Consider the following 19684-nt stretch of genomic DNA (forward strand, 5'->3'; position numbering starts at 1 on the left):
AAGCTGGTTTGTTTGATACTGTACATACCTCTTCCCTTCCCTTGATCCCGGACTGCCCATGCTCACGACCATTATTTACCGTAGCCATCTACGTGATGACGCCCCCCTCAGAGCGCTTGAGGATATGGTGACAGCCGCAAATCTAAAAAACCGGCGATCCGATGTTACGGGGATTTTACTCTTTAATGGCCGCCACTTTTTCCAACTGCTTGAAGGTCCTGAGGAGCAGGTAAAAGAGATTTATCGTTGTATATGTAACGATCCACGGCACCACAATATCGTTGAGCTGATGTGTGATTACGCGCCTGCGAGAAGATTCGGAAAGGTGGGGATGGAGTTATTTGATTTACAAAAACATGAACGCAATGACGTCCTGCAAGCGGTACTTAACAAGGGAACATCAAAATTTCAGCTCACCTATGATGACCGGGCATTACAGTTTTTCCGCACATTTGTCCTTGCGACGGAAAAATCGAGTTATTTTGAAATACCTGCTCCTGATTACTGGAGTTTTATTGCCGACAACTCTTGTACTCTCCTGGATGAAAGCACACTCCCGTCCAATATCGATTTCAGCTTTGCTTTTCAACCCATTATCGATCCTATGTCGCAGCGCGTCATTGCTCTGGAAGCACTTATTCGTGGTAGAGACGGTGAAACGCCCGCAACTTATTTTGGCAACTTAAATCCTGAAGAACTGTATACCGCGGATCTGCAAAGCAAAAAGACTGCTTTTGCAATGGCAAGCGCGCTGGGACTTAACGACAAAATGCTGTCAGTCAATCTGCTCCCCATGACCCTGGTAAACAAACCCGATGCAGTCAGCTTTCTGATAAACGAAATCGCGGCGCACGGACTGGTGCCTGAACAAATCATTGTAGAGTTTACCGAAAGCGAAGTTATATCGCGCTTTGATACGTTCGCGCAGGCCGTAAAGTCACTCAAGGCTGCGGGGATCTGTGTGGCGATAGATCATTTTGGGGCAGGTTTTGCCGGGCTTCAGCTTCTGTCTCGTTTTCAACCCGACCGAATTAAGATAAGCCGCGAGCTGATCACGGATGTGCATAAAAGTGGACCAAGACAGGCCATCATTCAGGCAATTATCAAATGCTGCACTTCACTGGAAATCATGATTTCCGCTGTCGGCGTTGAAAAACCTGAAGAGTGGATGTGGCTTGAGTCCGCAGGTATTGAAATCTTCCAGGGTAACCTTTTTGCACAAGCCTGCCTGAATGGTATTCCGTCTGTTGCATGGCCAGAGAAAAATGATTTCTCAGCGTCAAAATAACTAACGCATTGTTATAAATAAACAATCACCACAACCGCCCTCATGCTGAACATAAAAATTCAGCATTTACTCCCTGCGTGATAGTAAAGTAAATCTTATTTTTGCTAGAATCCTCTGTATGTTTTGTACAATTTGATGCATGTTGTACAAAGTAACAGGAACCGCATATCGGTGACGGAGAATCAGGAGTGTCCGGGGGAACTATGGCTTATTACAGCATTGGGGATGTCGCAGAACGTTGCGGGATAAATCCTGTCACCCTTCGGGCATGGCAACGACGTTACGGTTTACTCAAACCTCAACGCAGTGAAGGTGGCCACCGACTCTTTGATGAAGAAGATATTCAGCGTATTGAAGAAATAAAACGTTGGATTAGCAATGGCATACCTGTTGGGAAAGTTAAGGCATTGCTGGAAACCAGTACCCGTCAAGCTGACGACGACTGGAATCAATTACAAGAAGAGATGATGAGCATTCTTCGCATGGCGCATCCACCGAAGCTGCGAGCCAAAATTACCGCACTCGGTCGTGTTCACCCTGTAGATGCGCTGATTGATCACGTTTATCTCCCCGTACGTCAACGGCTGATACTTGACCATAATACATCCCGCATAATGAACAGCATGCTTGATGGCGCATTGATTGAATATGTTGCCACACTGCTGTCTGAAACACGGCGCAAGTCAGGAAAGGATGCCCTCCTGATGGCCTGGGATGTTGAAGACAGAACCCGTCTGTGGCTCGAAGCCTGGCGCTTATCGCAATCTGGTTGGCACATTGCCGTTCTGGCTGAACCCATTGAATCGCCAAGACCCGAACTTTTCCCTGGGCAAACCCTTTTTGTCTGGACCGGTATTACGCCAACCCGCAGACAAAATGAACTGCTCCAACACTGGAATGAACAAGGTTATAAGGTCATTTTCCACAGCCCATAACCTACACGTAATACGTGTAAGATAAATCATACAACTCTCATTTTGTGGGTGGTTATTTTGAGTACCATCCAAGGAATATGTTGCCCTCTATCCTCCTGACTTAACCTCGGCCATAGCATAAAAACAAAACAATATACTAACCCATTGGTATTATTTTTTTGCAGACGATATCACCTTTTTCCTAAGTAAAATTCATTAGATCAACTGGCGTACGTCTAATACTTATTCTAGGGTTAAATTATGTCTTCTTGTGCCACATTATTGTTTTTCTAAAGTAATAAATGTGGTTATTTGAAAAAGGTAAAGGATATGGCTCTAGTCTTAGACAAACGCTTAATTCTTTGTTGCTGCGCCTTTTCCATTAATTCTGTGGCAAATGCAGCAACCGTTAACGGAACATTTCAGGTGCTGATGACGATTCAAAAGGCCTGTACCGTGACTGCCGGATCGGCTTCAAATATTACACTTGGTCCGGTGAATACCACGGCGACAAATACCAGTGCAAGCAACACTATTTCAATTAATTGCTCAAAAACCACACCCTATTTTATCGGTCTGGCACCGTCGGCTGCCAATGGAGGGACGACAACGGGTTCGGGCGCCATGTCCTCCGTAGCTAACGCTGCCACCAATACCGATAAAGTGCCCTATCAGCTAAATCGTACGTCAGCAACAGGTCCGGTGTGGGGGAATACCGCCACCGACACCGCACCAGGGAATGGGGTAGCGGCGACGGGTACAGGTCTGGCGCAAACGTATACTGTTTATGCCACCGCACCGAGCGCCAACTTCACTCCTGACGACTATGCCGATACGGTAACGGTTAACGTTAACTACTAACTTCTGGAAGCCATATGAGAGTAAAACTGCCTGTAAAGCAGTGTGCCTGCGCATGCCTGCTAGGGATGGTTGCGAGCGTCAATCTAGCCACCGCCAGCGGACTGCAAATAGCCCCGGTCACGTTAACGTTGCAAGCGACGCAAAATGCCGATGGTATCTGGCTGAGTAACGCGGGTGAAAATGTGCTCAATGCCCAGGTTCGGGTTTTTCGCTGGAGTCAAAGCGCTTATGACGACAAACTTTCCCCCTCTCAGGGGCTGGTGATTAGCCCGCCGATGTTGGCATTAGCCCCAGGAGAACGTCAGTTGATTCGAGTTATTCGCACAAGCCCTCCCTCGGCACATGCCGAAGACGCTTATCGTTTATCGATAGATGAGTTACCGCCTGCAAAAGTCGAAAAAAACAAGCTTCAGTTTGTGCTGCATTATTCTGTTCCTGTTTTCATTCAACCAACATCAGCGGCACAAACGCAGGCAAAACTACAATGGAAATTACAACAACTGGATGGCAAAAAATTTATTGAAGTCAGTAATCAGGGAAATGGGCATGCACAGTTATCTGCTGCAACATTTATAAGCCCTGATGGTACTAAAAAAGTCATTACACCCGGACTATTAGGCTACGTTTTACCCGGCTCAACAATGCGCTGGATAGTCTCCCCGTCAGCCAGGAATAATCATTATGGCGGGAAAGTTGAAGTCACAATCAATGGCCAAAAAACAGTACAAGATCTGTAACAGATCCTGGCTTCTGGTGAAATATTGCTTTCTCAATGGAGTATTAATATCGGGAATGGTTTGCGCACAAACGCTGAATAATAACCAGAATGAAAGTGGTGTTATTAATAGCGCCTCGCAGATTACGGGTGTCGATTTGTATCTCGACGTCACCTTAAATGGAAATCCCGTTGGGCTGGTACATTTTGGCTACGATAATGGAAAGCTTTATGCAGGAGCAGATACTCTGCGTAAAATGGGCTTTCGCTTTGCTCCAGACGCCACTAACGCCGTCGGCCTGAACGATATCCCCCAGCTAACCATTGACTACAACGTTCAGTTGCAAACGCTCTCGCTTACTGCGCCACTCAGTTCACTCGATCTTGCGACCACGCAGCTTAACTCGCCCACCGAAACCGTGCCAACGGCAACAACATCACGCGGGGCGCTGCTCAATTATGATATCTATACGCAACAGGGGGATGAAAGCGCAATCAATACCTTCAGCGAAATTCGCGCCTTCAATGCGGCCGGCGTGCTCAGCACCACCCAGTTGACGCAGTACTCTACCGAGGAATATGCCGATAACAGCGTTGAGCGCATTGATACCAGCTGGCGTACGTCATTTCCTGATTCGATGTTGGCGTTAACCGTTGGCGATACCCTGACAAGTTCACTCATCTGGTCCCGACCGACGCGAATCGGCGGCATTCAGATAGGCACCGATTTTGGGTTGCAGCCCTATATGCCAACCACCCCGCTTCCAGCATATCTGGGATCCGCGACGTTACCGTCAAACGTTGAGCTGTACGTCGACGGCGTCAGGTACTACAACGGAGAAGTCCCCGCAGGTAGCTTTCAGATCAACACAATGCCTAACATCAGCGGCGCGGGAACGGGTCAGGTGATGATGACAGATGCGTTGGGCAGAACGAGCGTACAAAATTTCTCGTTCTACAACGATCAGCAACTCCTGCGGGAAGGATTAACCGCCTGGTCGGCAGAATTAGGCACGGTACGCGAAAATTATGGTTACTCCTCTTTTGATTATGCCAGCGCACCAGTATTGAGCGCTACGTGGCGTCGCGGGTTTAGCAATACGTTCACCGCCGGGACTCATGCGGAAACCAGCGATGGACTGATTAACGCGGGCTTCAGTAACGACTGGATCCCGGGACCCCGCAGCGGCTCGTTTTCGACCTCACTTGCCGCAAGTACCGACTCAGGAAAGAACGGTTATTTGTACAGTTTTGGTTACCGTTGGTCCGGTGAACGGTTTAATTTCAGTACCAGTACCACGGCAACTTCCGGCGATTATCGCGATGTCGCCACCCATTACGGCGAGCCGCCTCCCACGCTTAACAGCAACACAGTCATTGGCTATTCGTTGGAAGCAGCCGGTAATGTCAGCCTGAGCTATTTGCAGTTTCGTTATCCACACGAAAATGCGGTGCGCTACGCCAACGCCAGCTGGTTTAAGTCTGTTACAGACAACATCTCACTGAATGCCGGATTCAATCAGAACATTGACGATAACCGAGATCGCAGTTTCTATTTGATGGTGACGATCACGACCGACAACAATCTGAGCGCCAGCAGCACCCTACAACGTACCAACGACGAAACCGGCTACCAGCTCAATGCCAGCCTGACGCCCCCTGCCGACGGCGGCTGGGGCTGGAATCTGGCCGCCAGTCAGCAGGCTTCCCGGCAAAGTGGCCAGGGAGAAGTGGGATATCTGGGACGTTATGGTAAAGCGTACGCGGGATTCAGCCGTTTACCGGATAACCATTACGGTTATGCCGGCGCAACCGGATCGCTGGTGACCATGGGAGGCGGCCTGTTTGCAGCAAGAGAAATCAATAATGGTTTTGCCGTGGTTTCAACTGACGGCGTGCCTGATGTTCCGGTCAAATTGCAAAATAACCTGATTGGTCGCAGCGATGACCAGGGACTACTGTTGGTCACGCCGCTCAACAGTTATCAAAAAAACCTGATCAGTATTGACCCGATGGATCTCCCCACCAATGTGCGGATCGCACGCGTTGAGACGAATGCCACGCCAGCCGATCGTTCCGGTACTTTGGTTAGCTTTGGCATCACCCCCGTCCGCGCTGCGCAGATTATCCTCGTCGATAATCAGGGTAAGCCAATTCCTGAAGGCAGCATGGCTTACGCCATCAACGGAAAAGGACAATCGTCTGTCGTTGGCTTTGATGGAATGACATGGTTCGACACCCTGGAGCAGCACAACACGCTGCGCGTTGAGACGGACACCGGTAGTTGTCGCGTGCAATTTGACTATCCCGCGTCAGCAAAGGGGATTACGCAAATAGGCCCACTGGTTTGTCGCCCACACTAACAGGAGTGCGCTCATGAGGTTAAGACATCTGCTACTCATCGCTGCCGTACTTTTTTGTCCGGCAATTAGCCATGCGGTAACCTGTTCGGTGAGCAATGTGCAACCCATAAATTTCGGTTCGGTCAATCCACTGTCTGCGACAGGCGCAACGTCATCAATGACGTTCAGTTACACTTGCACCAAAGAGCTTGGTGACGCGCTGGCAGGGATCAATCTCTGTTTTAATATTGGCGCCTCGGCCGTCAGTGGCCAGGTGACACCGCGAAATATGTCATTAATCGGCACGCCTGCCAGAACGCTGGCATACCAGCTTTACCAGGATAGCGGGCGCACCAAAGTCTGGGGCAGCCAGTATCAGTCGGGAACCACTTTTCCCATGGTACAGCTTAACCTGCTGAATCTGACGCCAGTGACAGGTTCACTCACGGTATCGGCGCAGATCGTCACGCCACAAATCGCCGCCGTCCCCGGAAACTATCAGGATAGCTATACGGCGGCGACAGCCCTTGTCACCCTTAATCCTGGATTGCTTTTCCCGCCGACCACCTGTGGTGATACCGTTGCCGCCAGGTTTCCTTTCACCGTCACAGCTGCTGTCAGCAAACAGTGTAATATCACCTCCGCGACTAACATCAGCTTTGCTCCCACCAGCGGAACGGGTCGTAATCTCACGGCGTCAAATAACGTAGGCGTAGCCTGCTCTAATAACACGCCTTACACCATCGGACTTCAACCCTCCAACGGCAATACGGCAGGCAGCGGCGTGATGGCAGGCACGGGGTCAAATACGGATAAAGTCCCCTACCAGCTTAGTTCGACGCCAGGTCCTTCCGGTACGATCTGGGGCAATACTGCGCTTAATACCGTTGCGGGCAGTGGCACGGGGACAACGACTACCTACCCGGTTTACGCCACCGTTCCCAGCGCGAACTACACGCCAGACAACTATGCCGATACTGTCACCATCGCCGTGACCTACTGACGCCCAGCTTAACAGCAATAAAGCAAACACATTTTATTATCATATTATTTACTTTTAGAGGTGCGTCATAAATCTGACAAATTGCGATTTTTACAAGTTATGCATATTAAACTACATAAACCGCAAAAAAAAACGCGATGACAGCCAAAATAAGGAATAACTATTCACCACCAAGCCAAAACCCACACTACTCATACCGATAATCCGTGTTAGCCAGGCAGGCTGTTCTATGAAAAAAATGTTAAATTTAGGTTTATATGGTGAGATTCACTGTATACCACGGCCAAATTAAGAACATATTACTTTTATAACTAAGGTTTATCATGGATAAGTTATCTTACGCTTCAGATAGCAGCACATCTGCCTGGAATACCTACCTGCAACAAATCGAGCGTGTGGCCCCTTACCTGGGCGAACTTTCCCATTGGGTGGACACCCTGCGCCACCCAAAACGCGCGCTGATTGTCGATATCCCGGTGCAGATGGATGACGGCACTATCCGTCATTTTGAAGGGTATCGCGTGCAACATAACCTTTCCCGCGGTCCGGGCAAAGGCGGTGTGCGTTATCATCCTGATGTTGATCTTAATGAAGTGATGGCCCTGTCTGCATGGATGACCATCAAATGCGCAGCGTTGAATCTGCCGTACGGCGGAGCCAAAGGCGGTGTGCGCGTCGATCCGTTCTCACTTTCTGAAGGTGAACTGGAGCGTTTAACCCGCCGTTATACCAGCGAAATCGGCATTATCATTGGGCCGCAGAAAGACATTCCTGCGCCGGATGTAGGTACGAACGGAAAAGTCATGGCCTGGATGATGGATACCTACTCCATGAACCACGGCACCACCGTGACCAGTGTGGTCACCGGTAAACCTATTCACCTCGGCGGCTCGTTAGGCCGTGATAAAGCCACCGGTCGCGGCGTTTTCGTCAGCGGTCTGGAAGTCGCGCGTCGTGCGAACATTGAAGTTGAAGGCGCTCGCGTAGCGGTACAAGGTTTCGGTAACGTCGGCAGCGAAGCCGCCCGCCTGTTCGCCGCAGCGGGTGCGCGTGTCGTCGCTATTCAGGATCACACCGCAACGCTGTTTAACTCCACGGGTATCGACATGACCGCGCTGTCTGCTTGGCAGTTAGAGCACAAACAAATTGCCGGTTTCCCAGGCGCTGAAACCATCGCCAGCGAAGCCTTCTGGAGCGTGGAGATGGATATCCTGATCCCTGCCGCGCTGGAAGGACAGATTACCCGTCAGCGTGCAGAAATACTGACCTGCAAACTGGTACTTGAGGGCGCTAACGGCCCGACTTTCCCGGATGCCGATGATATGCTGGCAAGCCGCGGTATCATCGTGGTACCTGACGTCGTATGTAACGCAGGCGGCGTAACCGTCAGCTACTTCGAATGGGTCCAGGACATGGCAAGCTTCTTCTGGAGTGAAGAAGAGATCAACAATCGCATGGACAAAATCATGACTGATGCGATGGTGCACGTATGGGAAAAAGCAGCTGAGAAATCCTGCTCCCTGCGTACCGCAGCCTACATTGTTGCCTGCGAACGCATTCTGCTGGCACGTAAAGATCGCGGAATTTATCCGGGCTAATACGACGTCAGATACGCCAACGTTTTTGACCGACGATAAACGCCAGTCGTGAGTTACGCCAATAATGCTGCATTATTTGTGGCATTATTGGCGTGTAGTAGCCTGATTCATCTGCCCCGCTTTCTGCATTTTACTTACCCAATATCTGCGCATTTTGTTAGCCAATAAACATTAAATTCCATCGCTGCAACCATAATTTGCGTTAAGAACCCATAGCAACGCATTATTGGTTGCAATGTCTACTACCAATATTACGCCCCCATATATATTGACGAACTGATTAAAAATCCCGAATAATTGTCGAATTATGGCATTCTGGCTGCAGGGAAAGTTGCCTGACACAGTGCGATTAGATCGGGCCGGGAAAACTCAGCGAATAACCACGTGAGAATATAATGGTCGATCATTCATCTGCTTCTGAGCACAACGATTTTACTCGTTGCCTGTCTCTTTTCGACAGCGCATTTCCACAAATCTTATCCCTGCTGGGTATGCCAGCCCCCACGCAACTTTCGCCTGATACGTTTTATTATTCACTTGATAAAGCCCGAGAGAGATTGGGCAACTGGAGCAGTGTAGCGGCCCGGTTTAACTATAATGAGCAGGAAATGGCGAGCTTTCTTGCGGCATTACGCACCTTGAACAAATGGCTCGGCAGAAATACAGATGGCCAGCCTGCCGACAGAAATCTGACCATTGCCGCGTTGCGTTTTTTGTGGCAGCTCGAATATTTGCGAGAAAAACAGCCTCAATTAACTTATTCAACGACGCTGCATAACGAAGGCGAAGAAAAGCAGTTACGTAGTTTGCAGCAGGTACGAGCATTAGAGCTGACCATTCGTAGTTTAATTAATGAAGCGTACAATAACCAACAAGCCCTACTTGAGCACCTAAACAAACTATTTGGTCAGGAACGTGTAAAAAAATGGCTCAACGTTGCCGATCGTGATGACGTATTGAGCGGTACCCTTTTCAGTGAACTCGCCTCACTATTTATTGATAAAGACGAATATCCCATCCACTACTCTCCACTTTATCAATATACCCCTTTGCTCAGCTTTGTTAACGATAAACGTAGAACACTGAATACCTTTCTTGACGATATTCGCGTAATTCGCAACCGTCTGGCGCATCATAAGCGGGTAACCTCCGTCCAAACAACATTGGTGAATTACTATTACCAAGAAATTACTGAGCCGGTACAGGAGGCCTTCGACGAAGGCCGGGTAAAAGTTAACCCTGATCGCTTTTTTGATGACAGCAATGCTGAGGTTGCTCACTATTTCGAACAGACAGCCCAAAAAATTGAAGATCTCGGCGGTGACGTTCAGGAAATAAAGGATGATCTGGTGGCTCAGGCTCAGGATATTGGAAAAATCAAAATTGATACGCGCATCATTCGCAATCGAGTAGCCTGGGTGCTGGGCGGTATCGTCGTCATTATTGTTGGCTCAGTACTGACTTTCGGAACCTCAACCAAGACGCTGGTGAATACGGAGTCCATCCGTAGCGATCTCGGGGAAGTGGGTAAAACGGTTGCTGGGGCGAAAAAAGAAACCAGTAACGATCCGCGTAAAGAACTGGCGAATATCGGCATTGCCTGGGATGAAAAAAATCTTCGCGCCGCTATCGATCGCGGTGATACCCAGGTTGTCAATCTGTTTCTTGCCGGAGGCATGCGCTGGAAACTGTATTATGCCGAAGCCGCATTACTGGAAGATCGTCAGGAAACGTTGAATGCCCTATTACAATCAGCATCGTTGATGGATGAAAAAAACGGCTGCCTCAGAATGGCCGGTAAATTACGTCAGCAAGCGGACCACAATGGCACGCTGACCCCCATACAGATTCGTTATTTAAAAACATTCTGTTCTTCTGCCAAGGATGTTCAGGGTATTAAAGCGGAACTCGACAGAGCGCTTAATTTTGAGAAAGCCCAGAAGAAAGCTTACGATGAAGAAATGGCCAAAAATGAACCTGCAGGTCGCTGTGAGCGCCGTCTGATGGCCGATAATGCGCGTGAGTTACTGGCTGACGCGGCGCAATTTTCACTGCAAAGACCGACCACTTATTCACTCCATGATGTGTTATTGAAAGAACTGAATACGCGTCTGATGTTCGGCACACTCAACGAGGCAGAGTTAAAAAGCCTGGTTAAGAACTACTGCGTAAAACAAGAAAACCATGAACCCAATATTGCGATTGGCGATAACTGGAGTCGCTCACAACGGGTCATTTATAACGTAGTCAAATAATGAGCGATCCAACAACACATTCATCGAAAGAGAATTATATGTTCGCATTCAATAATGCATGGCCGCTGTTTACTTTCGAGTTCAATCCGTCGCAGCGTGATGCACCGGCAGGCAGCCTACTGATCGGATTGGGCGACGGCAATGATACGGAAAGCCATAAGGGTGTCGCGCTCAATAACAAAGGATACCGTGCAGGTCACTACAATTCGGTGAGTGAACTGGTGGCAAATGCCGACGATCGTCAATGGTCTATATGGCGCAGTAAACTCTCAAGTGTCCAGGGAATACAACGAATCGTTATCGAAGATTTCTCTCTGGATACCTGTTTTACGCTGTTGCTGTTTTTGAACCATCTCGATGCCGCTGGTTCGCTGTCGCTATCAACACATCCGTGGCTGGAATACGTCACCGCATGGGAAAGCGGTATTTATCTGGACGGTGATGATACAACTCGTTCTGCCGCTTGCTTGTTATCCGCACTCGCGCATAGCAGCCTGTGCGAGCAATCCATGGATGATACTGTCGTTGTTCGCCACAACATGCTGGCCTGCCTTCGCCTGTTGAGCGATATGATGATAGCCAACCCAGACCCCACCGCAGGCATTATGCCCATGCACACGCAATGTTATGCAAGTGCGGTCGCAAGTCTGGCGTATGAGCAACAGATTTACCAACACGTGATCAAGCGTTCGGTTACCTGCCAACTCCTGCTGGATCTCGGCACAGGCCGGCGGCAAACGGTGGTTGATGCATTGTTTATTACCGAAACGCTCCCTTCTGGGATGTTGAAAATTCTCGCGCGCTGCGATAAAGAACGCAGTTGGACGCACAATGGATTTGGGTTGCTGGCCATTTATCGACCGCGAGAAGTGGGTACGGGAAATGATATCGTTATTTCGCTCAACCCGATTCAGGGGACACGCCTTGATGCCCTGTGGTCCGCTCTGGAACAACGTGAAGATGTGGCCTGGCAAGGACTACGCCCGCACGATACTCCGCGTTTTCTCGAAAGCTATCGCCTGGCCGGAAGCGATAAATTGATCCCAGGCGCACCGAACCAACCCTGGTACGACGATCAAGGCAGAATGACGCTAATTGCGGCACCGAAGCAGCTTGCGCCCGGAGAGCCCGGCTCGAAACTGACCTGGCAAAAAGACGTTTTGCCCGCAATCTGGGAAAATTATTTTACCCGTTATCTTGATAACGCCATTGTGCCAATAGCTTTACCCGAACTTGATTGCCGCACAAAAGGTAAATGCATTCGTGTCTATCAGCATCGCATCCCGGAGGGTGGTGATATTACGATCGTCCCGCTGATGCGAATGATCGATACCCCCACCTTTCATGCCTGGCTGGCAGCACAGAGCGATAGCACGCGCGTCGTTAGGAGTCCTGCGGATCTCCCCCCCACCAGCGAGTACCACTGCCAATGGTACAGCAATATTCTGGTTGTCGCTCACCGTCATGGCGTCACAATCTTCTGTCGCGAAGAAGAGGATAAACATCTGGCGATACTGATTAAAGCGGCCATTTCTGTAGCGGATGTAAGCCATGAGTATGAAAATTTTCTGGCGAACTCTGCCCAACAGATTGAACAGTGGCTCAAGGATCTGCTCGAGTCGCAGCAAAAACACAACCGAAAGGGAAAAATTCGTCGTCTATCTGACTGGTCCGAAATGATGCTGGAAACCAAAGCCCAGGCGCTAAAAGCCATGAATAAAGGTGCTTTAGTCGGCAACGATGCCCTACATAACCAGCTGAGTGAAGATCTCTCTCGGCAGTGGGGATTGTCTGAGCAACGTCAGGAGCTCATGACGCAGATAGAGCAATTGGATCAGCTCATGCGCCAGGCTATTAGTCAGCGTCAGGAAAAACGCCAACGTATTTACGGCGCACTGTTTTCTGCTTTAGCACTCGGCGCGGCGGCTAACCATATTTGGGAACCGATTAAAGAGATAAAAACAACAAACCTTTATGAATGGCAACTCATGCTATTCAAAGAGCAGCCAGCCCCAGCAATGGACAAGTTACAGGCGATTGCTGCAGATGCCGCGCGATATGAAGTCTATACCCTGGCTATTCTGCTAATTTTTGGTTTTATTGGTTTTATCTTGTTCTGGTTTTTCGATTTTAATGGCAAAGAAGAGTAAGGAATAACGTTTTACTCATGATGCCGTCAGCATAAACTTTGCCGCATCTCTCACTTCCGCTGTTTTATGCACCACCACGTTTCAATATGGAACATTAAAAGATGCTAATGTTCCGTATTGAAACGCCCTTCACAGCAATTTTCTTTTGCGTACCCGTGTGCAAAATTACCTTATCGGCAGCGAGCGGTCGCCGTGACGTTGAACCAACCGATACCCTACATCAGATGCCTGCCCGAATTTGGCAGCCATCCAGGACTGTCTGCGGAGCATAAATAATGAAAAAATTGATCAACCGTGTTGAAGACGTACTGAATGAACAACTCGCCGGACTGGCGAAAGCGTATCCTTCCCTGGCATTGCATCAGGATCCGGTATATGTCACCCGCGCAGATGCGCCGGTGATGGGCAAAGTGGCACTGCTTTCCGGTGGCGGCAGCGGACACGAACCTATGCACTGCGGCTACATTGGTCAGGGCATGCTCTCTGGCGCCTGCCCGGGTGAGATTTTTACCTCACCCACGCCGGATAAAATGTTCGAATGCGCCATGCAAATTGACGGTGGCGAAGGCGTGCTGCTGATAATCAAAAATTACACCGGCGACATTCTTAATTTCGAAACCGCTACCGAGCTGCTGCACGAAAGCGGTGTCAAAGTCACCACCATGGTGGTGGATGACGACGTGGCGGTGAAAGACAGTTTGTATACCGCCGGTCGACGTGGCGTGGCGAATACCGTATTGATCGAAAAACTGGTCGGCGCGGCCGCCGAACGTGGTGATTCGCTGGAAGCCTGTGCGGCGTTGGGCCGTAAGCTGAATAACCAGGGCCACTCCATTGGCATAGCCATTGGTGCCTGTACCGTTCCAGCCGCCGGACAACCGTCTTTCACGCTGCAGGATAACGAAATGGAATTTGGCGTAGGTATCCACGGGGAACCGGGCATAGACCGTCGCCCCTTCACCTCTCTCGATCAGACCGTTGATGAAATGTTCGATACCCTGCTGGAAAACGGTAACTACAGCCGTACACTCCGCCACTGGGACAACGTCCAGGGCGCGTGGCAGGAAGGTAAAGAAAGCAAGCGGGCGTTACAGAGTGGCGATCGCGTTATTGTGCTGGTCAATAATCTCGGCGCGACGCCGTTGTCTGAACTCTTCGGCGTATATAACCGCCTCGAAAGCCGTTGTCAGGATGCAGGCATTGTCATTGAGCGCAACCTGATCGGCTCTTACTGTACCTCTCTGGATATGACCGGTTTCTCGATCACCCTGTTACAGGTAGATGACGAAACGCTGAGCTTATGGGATGCACCGGTTCACACCCCTGCTCTCAACTGGGGTAAATAAGGAGATTTATGATGTCCCTCAACAGAACGCAAATTGTTAACTGGCTCTATCGTTGCGGCGAGATCTTCACCACAGAAAGTGATTTTCTCACCGGACTTGACCGGGAGATCGGCGATGCCGACCACGGTCTGAACATGCATCGTGGTTTCAGCAAAGTCGTTGAAAAGCTGCCGTCCATCGCAGACAAAGACATCGGTTTTATTTTGAAAAACACCGGTATGGTGCTGCTCTCAAGCGTCGGCGGGGCCAGTGGACCGCTGTTTGGCACCTTTTTTATTCGCGCCGCTCAGGTGACTCAGGCTCATCAAAGCCTGACGCTTGAAGAGCTTTATCAAATGATGCGTGATGGCGCAGAAGGTGTGATTAGCCGCGGTAAGGCTGAACCTGGCGACAAAACCATGTGCGACGTCTGGCTGCCAGTAGTCGAGTCCTTACGCCAGTCCTGCGAGCAGAAACTGAGTGTACAGGCAGCGCTGGAAGCGGCAAGCCAGCAAGCGGAAGCCGCAGCACAAAGCACCATCACCATGCAGGCTCGCAAAGGCCGTGCCAGCTATCTTGGTGAGCGCAGTATTGGGCATCAGGATCCCGGCGCAACGTCGGTGATGTTTATGATGCAAATGCTGGCTCAGGCGTCCAGAGAGTAAGGATAAAGCGATGGTAAACCTGGTTATTGTTTCTCACAGCGCCCAACTGGGCGAAGGCGTCGGTGCGCTGGCCCGGCAGATGTTAATGGGCGGTGATTGCAAAATCGCCATTGCCGCAGGCATTGATGATCCTGAGAATCCGATTGGCACCGATCCGATCAAGGTGATGGAAGCCATCGAGTCCGTGGCCGATACGGACCACGTGCTGGTGATGATGGATATCGGTAGTGCATTACTGAGTGCGGAAACCGCGCTGGAACTGCTCGACCCTGGTATTGCCGCCAAAGTGCGTTTGTGCGCAGCACCACTGGTTGAAGGCACACTGGCCGCGACGGTTAGCGCCGCCGCGGGTGCTGATATCGATCGGGTCATCCGTGATGCCATGAACGCCCTCGACGCCAAATGTGAGCAACTGGGTTTACCTTCGCCATCCGCAGCGAAACCCGCATCTGCTGTACAGTCTCCCGATGCAGATGCCCGTTCTGTTGCCATTGTGGTGAAAAACCCTAACGGCATCCACGTTCGCCCGGCTTCGCGGCTGGTTTCCGCGTTGTCTGGTTTTAACGCCGACATGTGGCTGGAGAAAAACGGCAAGTGTGTGGTTCCTGATAGCCTGAATCAGATAGCTCTGCTGCAGGTTCGCTGTAATGACACGCTGCGCCTGATTGCCAAAGGCGAACAGGCAGAGGATGCGCTAGCCGCATTTAAACAGCTGGCAGCAGAGAATTTTGGTGAATCGCTCGAGTCCGCTAATGCTGATAACAAGGCAGCTCAGGCTCCCTCAAAAGTCACGGGGACGGCATTCTGTTACACGCCATTCTCGCCCGAGGTAAACCCGCAGTTAGCCGCATCGCTCCAGGCTGAGCAGCAGCGATTACAGACCGCCATCCAAAGTACGCTGAACGATCTGAGCGAACTCACCGCACTTGCTGAAGAACGATATTCCGCAGATATCGCTGCCATCTTCTCCGGTCACCACACGCTGTTGGACGATCCTGAACTTTTTGAAATGGCCTGCGATGTAATGCGCGAAAAGCAGTGCAGCGCCGCCTGGGCCTGGCATCAGGTGCTGAGCGATCTCAGCCAGCAGTATTTACAGCTCGATGATCCTTATCTGCAGGCGCGATACATTGATATTGAAGATTTGCTGTCTCGTTCACTGCAGCATTTGACGGGAGAGAGCGCACAAATTCCCGCATTTTTGCGCCCCACTATCCTGGTCGCTGATATCATTTATCCGTCTACGGTACTGCAACTCGATCCGAAGACCATCAAAGGTATCTGCCTGCGGGACGGCAGCGAAGCCTCGCATCCGGCGATTATCGCTCGTGAAATGGGTCTGTGCTGGATGTGTCAGCAAGGCGCGGCTCTCGATAGCATCAAGATGGGCGATACTCTGACCATTGACTGTGTCACACAGCGGATAACCCGCGCAAACTGATTCCGAAGCACACCCTTTCCAACAAAGGGTGTGCTTCTTCTCTATTCACGTCGGGAAATGTCTGTTTATTCGCAAAATGGGGAGCCGATCACGCGCAACGGTCATTCCTGAACTAAGGTTTTCTCATGGTAAATGCCGCTACTTCGGCACGCCGCTAAGGAGATTAACCGATGATAACGCCAGCAACTCGCCATCCTGGCCTGCTCTCTGTTGCAATAAAACTGACGCTCGCAAGCACCTTTTTTGCCCTTTCCTCTTTTACCGTCAACGCCGAGGACGCACCAGCCGCTACGCCTGCGCCGCCTGATATTCTGCTTGGTCCCCTGTTTAACGATGTACAAACAGCAAAACTGTTTCCTGACCAGAAAACCTTTGCCGACGCGGTGCCAAACAGCGATCCATTAATGATCCTTGCCGATTACCGGATGCAGAAAAACCAGTCCGGATTCGACTTACGCCATTTTGTGCAAGTGAATTTCACCTTGCCGAAAGACGGCGAGAAATACGTGCCCCCGGCCGGGCAATCACTGCGCGAACATATTGACGGACTGTGGCCAGTACTCACTCGTTCGACCACCACCGCAGAAAAATGGGATTCGCTGCTGCCGCTCCCGGAGCCGTATGTGGTACCTGGCGGGCGTTTTCGCGAAATATATTATTGGGACAGCTATTTCACCATGCTGGGGCTTGCCGAGAGCAATCACTGGGATAAGGTCTCGGACATGGTGGCAAACTTCGCCTACGAGATTGATTCCTGGGGACACATTCCTAACGGCAACCGCACCTACTACCTGAGCCGTTCGCAACCGCCGTTCTTTGCCTTTATGGTTGAACTGCTGGCGCAACACGACGGAAATGACGCGCTGAAAAAATACCTCCCGCAGATGCAAAAAGAGTACAGCTACTGGATGGAGGGCATCGAAACACTCCAGCCCGGTCAGCAAAATAAGCGCGTGGTTAAACTGGATGACGGCACCATTTTGAACCGCTACTGGGATGAGCGCGATTCGCCTCGGCCAGAGTCGTGGGTAGAGGATATTGCCACCGCTAAAAGCAACCCAAACCGCCCGGCCACAGAAATCTACCGCGACCTGCGTTCAGCTGCCGCGTCCGGTTGGGATTTTAGTTCCCGCTGGATGGACAATCCTAATCAGCTGGGCACTCTGCGCACCACCAGCATCGTTCCGGTCGATCTCAATGCGTTGATGTACAAAATGGAAAAAATGATCGCCCTCGCCAGTAAAGCCGCCGGTGATGATGCCAAAGCGGCGCAGTACGATGGCTTCGCTAATGCCCGACAAAAAGGGATCGAAAAATATCTGTGGAACGACAAAGAAGGCTGGTATGCCGACTACGATCTGAAAAGCCACAAAGTACGCAACCAGCTCACGGCCGCCGCTCTGTTCCCGCTGTATGTCAATGCGGCGGCAAAAGATCGCGCCAGTAAAGTCGCCACGGCCACCCAGGCACATCTGCTGCAACCGGGCGGCCTTGCTACCACATCAGTGAAAAGCGGCCAGCAGTGGGATGCCCCCAACGGCTGGGCTCCGCTCCAGTGGGTCGCCGCATCCGGGTTACAGAATTACGGTCAGGATAACGTCGCCATGGACGTAACCTGGCGATTCCTCACCAATGTTCAACACACCTACGATCGCGAGAAAAAGCTGGTTGAGAAGTATGACGTGAGCACCACTGGAACCGGCGGTGGCGGCGGTGAGTATCCGTTGCAGGATGGTTTCGGCTGGACCAACGGCGTAACGCTGAAAATGCTCGACCTGATTTGTGCCAAAGAAAAACCCTGTGACAACGTCCCCGCATCACGACCGACCCCGGCAAGTACAACGCCAGTCGAGCCTAAAAAACAGACTCAACCGACGCCTTAACGTCATTACATGAGTCGTTTTACACCCTGAATCCGCGCTTCGTCGCGGATTTTTCTGTCATATTTTTCGCCATTTAAGCTGTCTCTATCCCCTCTAGCCCTTATGGGGTATCCGGTGTTTTCATCCGTGAGAATTTGATTCTGAACATGTTTTTATTCGCTGTATATGTAAATATATAGCGATTTTGTAACCTTCAGGATACCGATAATGCCACTGACAAGACGGATGTTTGCCCAACTCGTGGCATCTGCACTGCTGCTACGCCATCTTCCCGCGTTTGCTCAAACGCCGCTGACCGTGGCCATTGGAGACTCTCCGAAGCCAGAGAAAACCCAACGCGTGGTCAGTGCTGGCGCGCCCGCTGACATGCTGCTGCTGGCCGTCGCACCGGAAAAAGTGGTGGGTTTTTCCTCCTTTGATTTCTCTCGCCAGACCGCCATTCCGTTTCACGACGATATTCGGACCTTGCCGAAACTCGGCAGGCTGGCGGGCCGCTCCAGCACGCTCTCGCTTGAAGCACTCCTGACGCTTAAACCCGACCTGGTTATTGACTGTGGTAATGCCGATGAAACCTGGCTTTCTCAGGCCAGACAAGTGAGCGCACAAACACACATTCCCTGGCTGCTGATTAACGGCGAACTGCGCCATACCCCAGAACAGTTGCGCGCAGCCGGTGAAGCATTGGGCGTCGTCTCGCGTACCGCAATGCAGGCCGCACTGGCCCGTCGATTTATCGATGATGCAATAGCTTTCTCGCATACCCCCGCGGCGAATCTGCGTTTTTATGCCGCGCGCGGTGCCAGAGGACTGGAGACAGGTTTACAAGGTTCTCTGCATACCGAAGCGGCAGAACTGCTGGGGTTGCACAATGTGGCGCACATCCCCGGACGACAGGGGCTCACACAGGTCTCAATGGAAAATCTGCTCAGCTGGCAGCCGGATATTATCCTGGTACAGGATGCGGTGACAGCGCAGTTCCTACGAGAAGATCCGGTCTGGCAAGGAGTCAAAGCGGTTGCTGACCGGCGCATTCTGTTTCTCAGCGGTCTGCCGTTTGGCTGGCTGGATGCACCTCCCGGCATCAACCGTTTACTGGGGTTACGCCGCCTGCACGCCTGGCTTGATCCTCAGGTTAACGCGAGCTTTAAAGCTGATATGCAGCGCTACAGTGAGTTGTTCTGGCACACCACGCTAAGCGACGCACAGTATCAAAGGTTGGTGGCAGTCTGATGAAAACATCAACC

Annotated in this window: 14 protein-coding genes; all 14 read left to right on the forward strand. The window is 51.0% G+C overall.

Annotation, left to right across the window (positions count from 1 at the left end; genetic code table 11):
• The first annotated feature begins 58 nt into the window (after positions 1-58).
• The 14 genes from OGX92_RS16920 (at position 59) to OGX92_RS16985 (ending at position 19670) form a co-directional block, all read left to right on the forward strand.
• Positions 59-1288, forward strand: a complete 1230-nt coding sequence (locus OGX92_RS16920) for a diguanylate phosphodiesterase (RefSeq protein ID WP_048224091.1) — start codon at positions 59-61, stop codon at positions 1286-1288.
• A gap of 203 nt (positions 1289-1491) precedes the next feature.
• Complete coding sequence (locus tag OGX92_RS16925) at positions 1492-2223, forward strand: MerR family transcriptional regulator (protein ID WP_008784993.1); 732 nt, start codon at positions 1492-1494, stop codon at positions 2221-2223.
• A gap of 309 nt (positions 2224-2532) precedes the next feature.
• Positions 2533-3063 carry a Csu type fimbrial protein gene (locus OGX92_RS16930; protein ID WP_126957271.1) on the forward strand — a complete coding sequence of 177 codons (531 nt, stop codon included), beginning with the start codon at positions 2533-2535 and terminating at the stop codon, positions 3061-3063.
• A 14-nt stretch (positions 3064-3077) separates the two neighbouring features.
• Complete coding sequence (locus tag OGX92_RS16935; RefSeq protein ID WP_003833508.1) at positions 3078-3800, forward strand: fimbrial biogenesis chaperone; 723 nt, start codon at positions 3078-3080, stop codon at positions 3798-3800.
• A gap of 55 nt (positions 3801-3855) precedes the next feature.
• Entirely contained in the window at positions 3856-6141 is a 2286-nt protein-coding gene (locus OGX92_RS16940; RefSeq protein ID WP_286586858.1) for a fimbria/pilus outer membrane usher protein, read from the forward strand.
• Between the two features lie 13 nt (positions 6142-6154).
• The gene (locus OGX92_RS16945; RefSeq protein ID WP_191222518.1) at positions 6155-7123 is read left to right on the forward strand and encodes a Csu type fimbrial protein; all 969 of its coding nucleotides are present in this window, start codon (positions 6155-6157) and stop codon (positions 7121-7123) included.
• Between the two features lie 323 nt (positions 7124-7446).
• On the forward strand, positions 7447-8721 hold the full coding sequence (locus OGX92_RS16950) for a Glu/Leu/Phe/Val family dehydrogenase (RefSeq protein ID WP_003833513.1): 1275 nt from the start codon (positions 7447-7449) through the stop codon (positions 8719-8721).
• 395 nt (positions 8722-9116) lie between these two features.
• The gene (locus OGX92_RS16955; RefSeq protein ID WP_126317872.1) at positions 9117-10976 is read left to right on the forward strand and encodes an STY4199 family HEPN domain-containing protein; all 1860 of its coding nucleotides are present in this window, start codon (positions 9117-9119) and stop codon (positions 10974-10976) included.
• Between the two features lie 38 nt (positions 10977-11014).
• Complete coding sequence (locus tag OGX92_RS16960; protein WP_063940849.1) at positions 11015-13126, forward strand: hypothetical protein; 2112 nt, start codon at positions 11015-11017, stop codon at positions 13124-13126.
• A gap of 275 nt (positions 13127-13401) precedes the next feature.
• Positions 13402-14472, forward strand: coding sequence for a dihydroxyacetone kinase subunit DhaK (dhaK, locus tag OGX92_RS16965; protein ID WP_149335210.1), 1071 nt, complete (start codon positions 13402-13404; stop codon positions 14470-14472).
• An 11-nt stretch (positions 14473-14483) separates the two neighbouring features.
• Positions 14484-15116, forward strand: coding sequence for a dihydroxyacetone kinase subunit DhaL (dhaL, locus tag OGX92_RS16970; RefSeq protein WP_020996617.1), 633 nt, complete (start codon positions 14484-14486; stop codon positions 15114-15116).
• A gap of 10 nt (positions 15117-15126) precedes the next feature.
• A complete protein-coding gene (gene dhaM / locus OGX92_RS16975; RefSeq protein WP_003833528.1) occupies positions 15127-16557 on the forward strand; it encodes a dihydroxyacetone kinase phosphoryl donor subunit DhaM in 1431 nt (476 codons plus the stop codon).
• 170 nt (positions 16558-16727) lie between these two features.
• Positions 16728-18440: an alpha,alpha-trehalase gene (locus OGX92_RS16980; protein ID WP_200921515.1), complete on the forward strand. Its 1713-nt coding sequence runs from the start codon at positions 16728-16730 to the stop codon at positions 18438-18440.
• 207 nt (positions 18441-18647) lie between these two features.
• Positions 18648-19670, forward strand: coding sequence for an ABC transporter substrate-binding protein (locus OGX92_RS16985; RefSeq protein WP_200921514.1), 1023 nt, complete (start codon positions 18648-18650; stop codon positions 19668-19670).
• Positions 19671-19684: the final 14 nt, after the last annotated feature.

The organism is Citrobacter sp. Cpo089 (genome assembly GCF_030332695.1).
Lineage (GTDB): Bacteria > Pseudomonadota > Gammaproteobacteria > Enterobacterales > Enterobacteriaceae > Citrobacter > Citrobacter portucalensis.

What these genes read in the sequence shown, in the direction of transcription:
- dhaK (WP_149335210.1), top strand. Translation starts at nt 13,402, where the DNA reads ATGAAAAAATTGATCAACCGTGTTGAAGACGTACTGAATGAACAACTC.
- OGX92_RS16985 (WP_200921514.1), top strand. Translation starts at nt 18,648, where the DNA reads ATGCCACTGACAAGACGGATGTTTGCCCAACTCGTGGCATCTGCACTG.
- OGX92_RS16945 (WP_191222518.1), top strand. Translation starts at nt 6,155, where the DNA reads ATGAGGTTAAGACATCTGCTACTCATCGCTGCCGTACTTTTTTGTCCG.
- OGX92_RS16920 (WP_048224091.1), top strand. Translation starts at nt 59, where the DNA reads ATGCTCACGACCATTATTTACCGTAGCCATCTACGTGATGACGCCCCC.
- OGX92_RS16980 (WP_200921515.1), top strand. Translation starts at nt 16,728, where the DNA reads ATGATAACGCCAGCAACTCGCCATCCTGGCCTGCTCTCTGTTGCAATA.
- OGX92_RS16940 (WP_286586858.1), top strand. Translation starts at nt 3,856, where the DNA reads ATGGTTTGCGCACAAACGCTGAATAATAACCAGAATGAAAGTGGTGTT.
- OGX92_RS16935 (WP_003833508.1), top strand. Translation starts at nt 3,078, where the DNA reads ATGAGAGTAAAACTGCCTGTAAAGCAGTGTGCCTGCGCATGCCTGCTA.
- OGX92_RS16960 (WP_063940849.1), top strand. Translation starts at nt 11,015, where the DNA reads ATGTTCGCATTCAATAATGCATGGCCGCTGTTTACTTTCGAGTTCAAT.
- dhaL (WP_020996617.1), top strand. Translation starts at nt 14,484, where the DNA reads ATGTCCCTCAACAGAACGCAAATTGTTAACTGGCTCTATCGTTGCGGC.
- OGX92_RS16925 (WP_008784993.1), top strand. Translation starts at nt 1,492, where the DNA reads ATGGCTTATTACAGCATTGGGGATGTCGCAGAACGTTGCGGGATAAAT.
- OGX92_RS16950 (WP_003833513.1), top strand. Translation starts at nt 7,447, where the DNA reads ATGGATAAGTTATCTTACGCTTCAGATAGCAGCACATCTGCCTGGAAT.
- dhaM (WP_003833528.1), top strand. Translation starts at nt 15,127, where the DNA reads ATGGTAAACCTGGTTATTGTTTCTCACAGCGCCCAACTGGGCGAAGGC.
- OGX92_RS16930 (WP_126957271.1), top strand. Translation starts at nt 2,533, where the DNA reads ATGGCTCTAGTCTTAGACAAACGCTTAATTCTTTGTTGCTGCGCCTTT.
- OGX92_RS16955 (WP_126317872.1), top strand. Translation starts at nt 9,117, where the DNA reads ATGGTCGATCATTCATCTGCTTCTGAGCACAACGATTTTACTCGTTGC.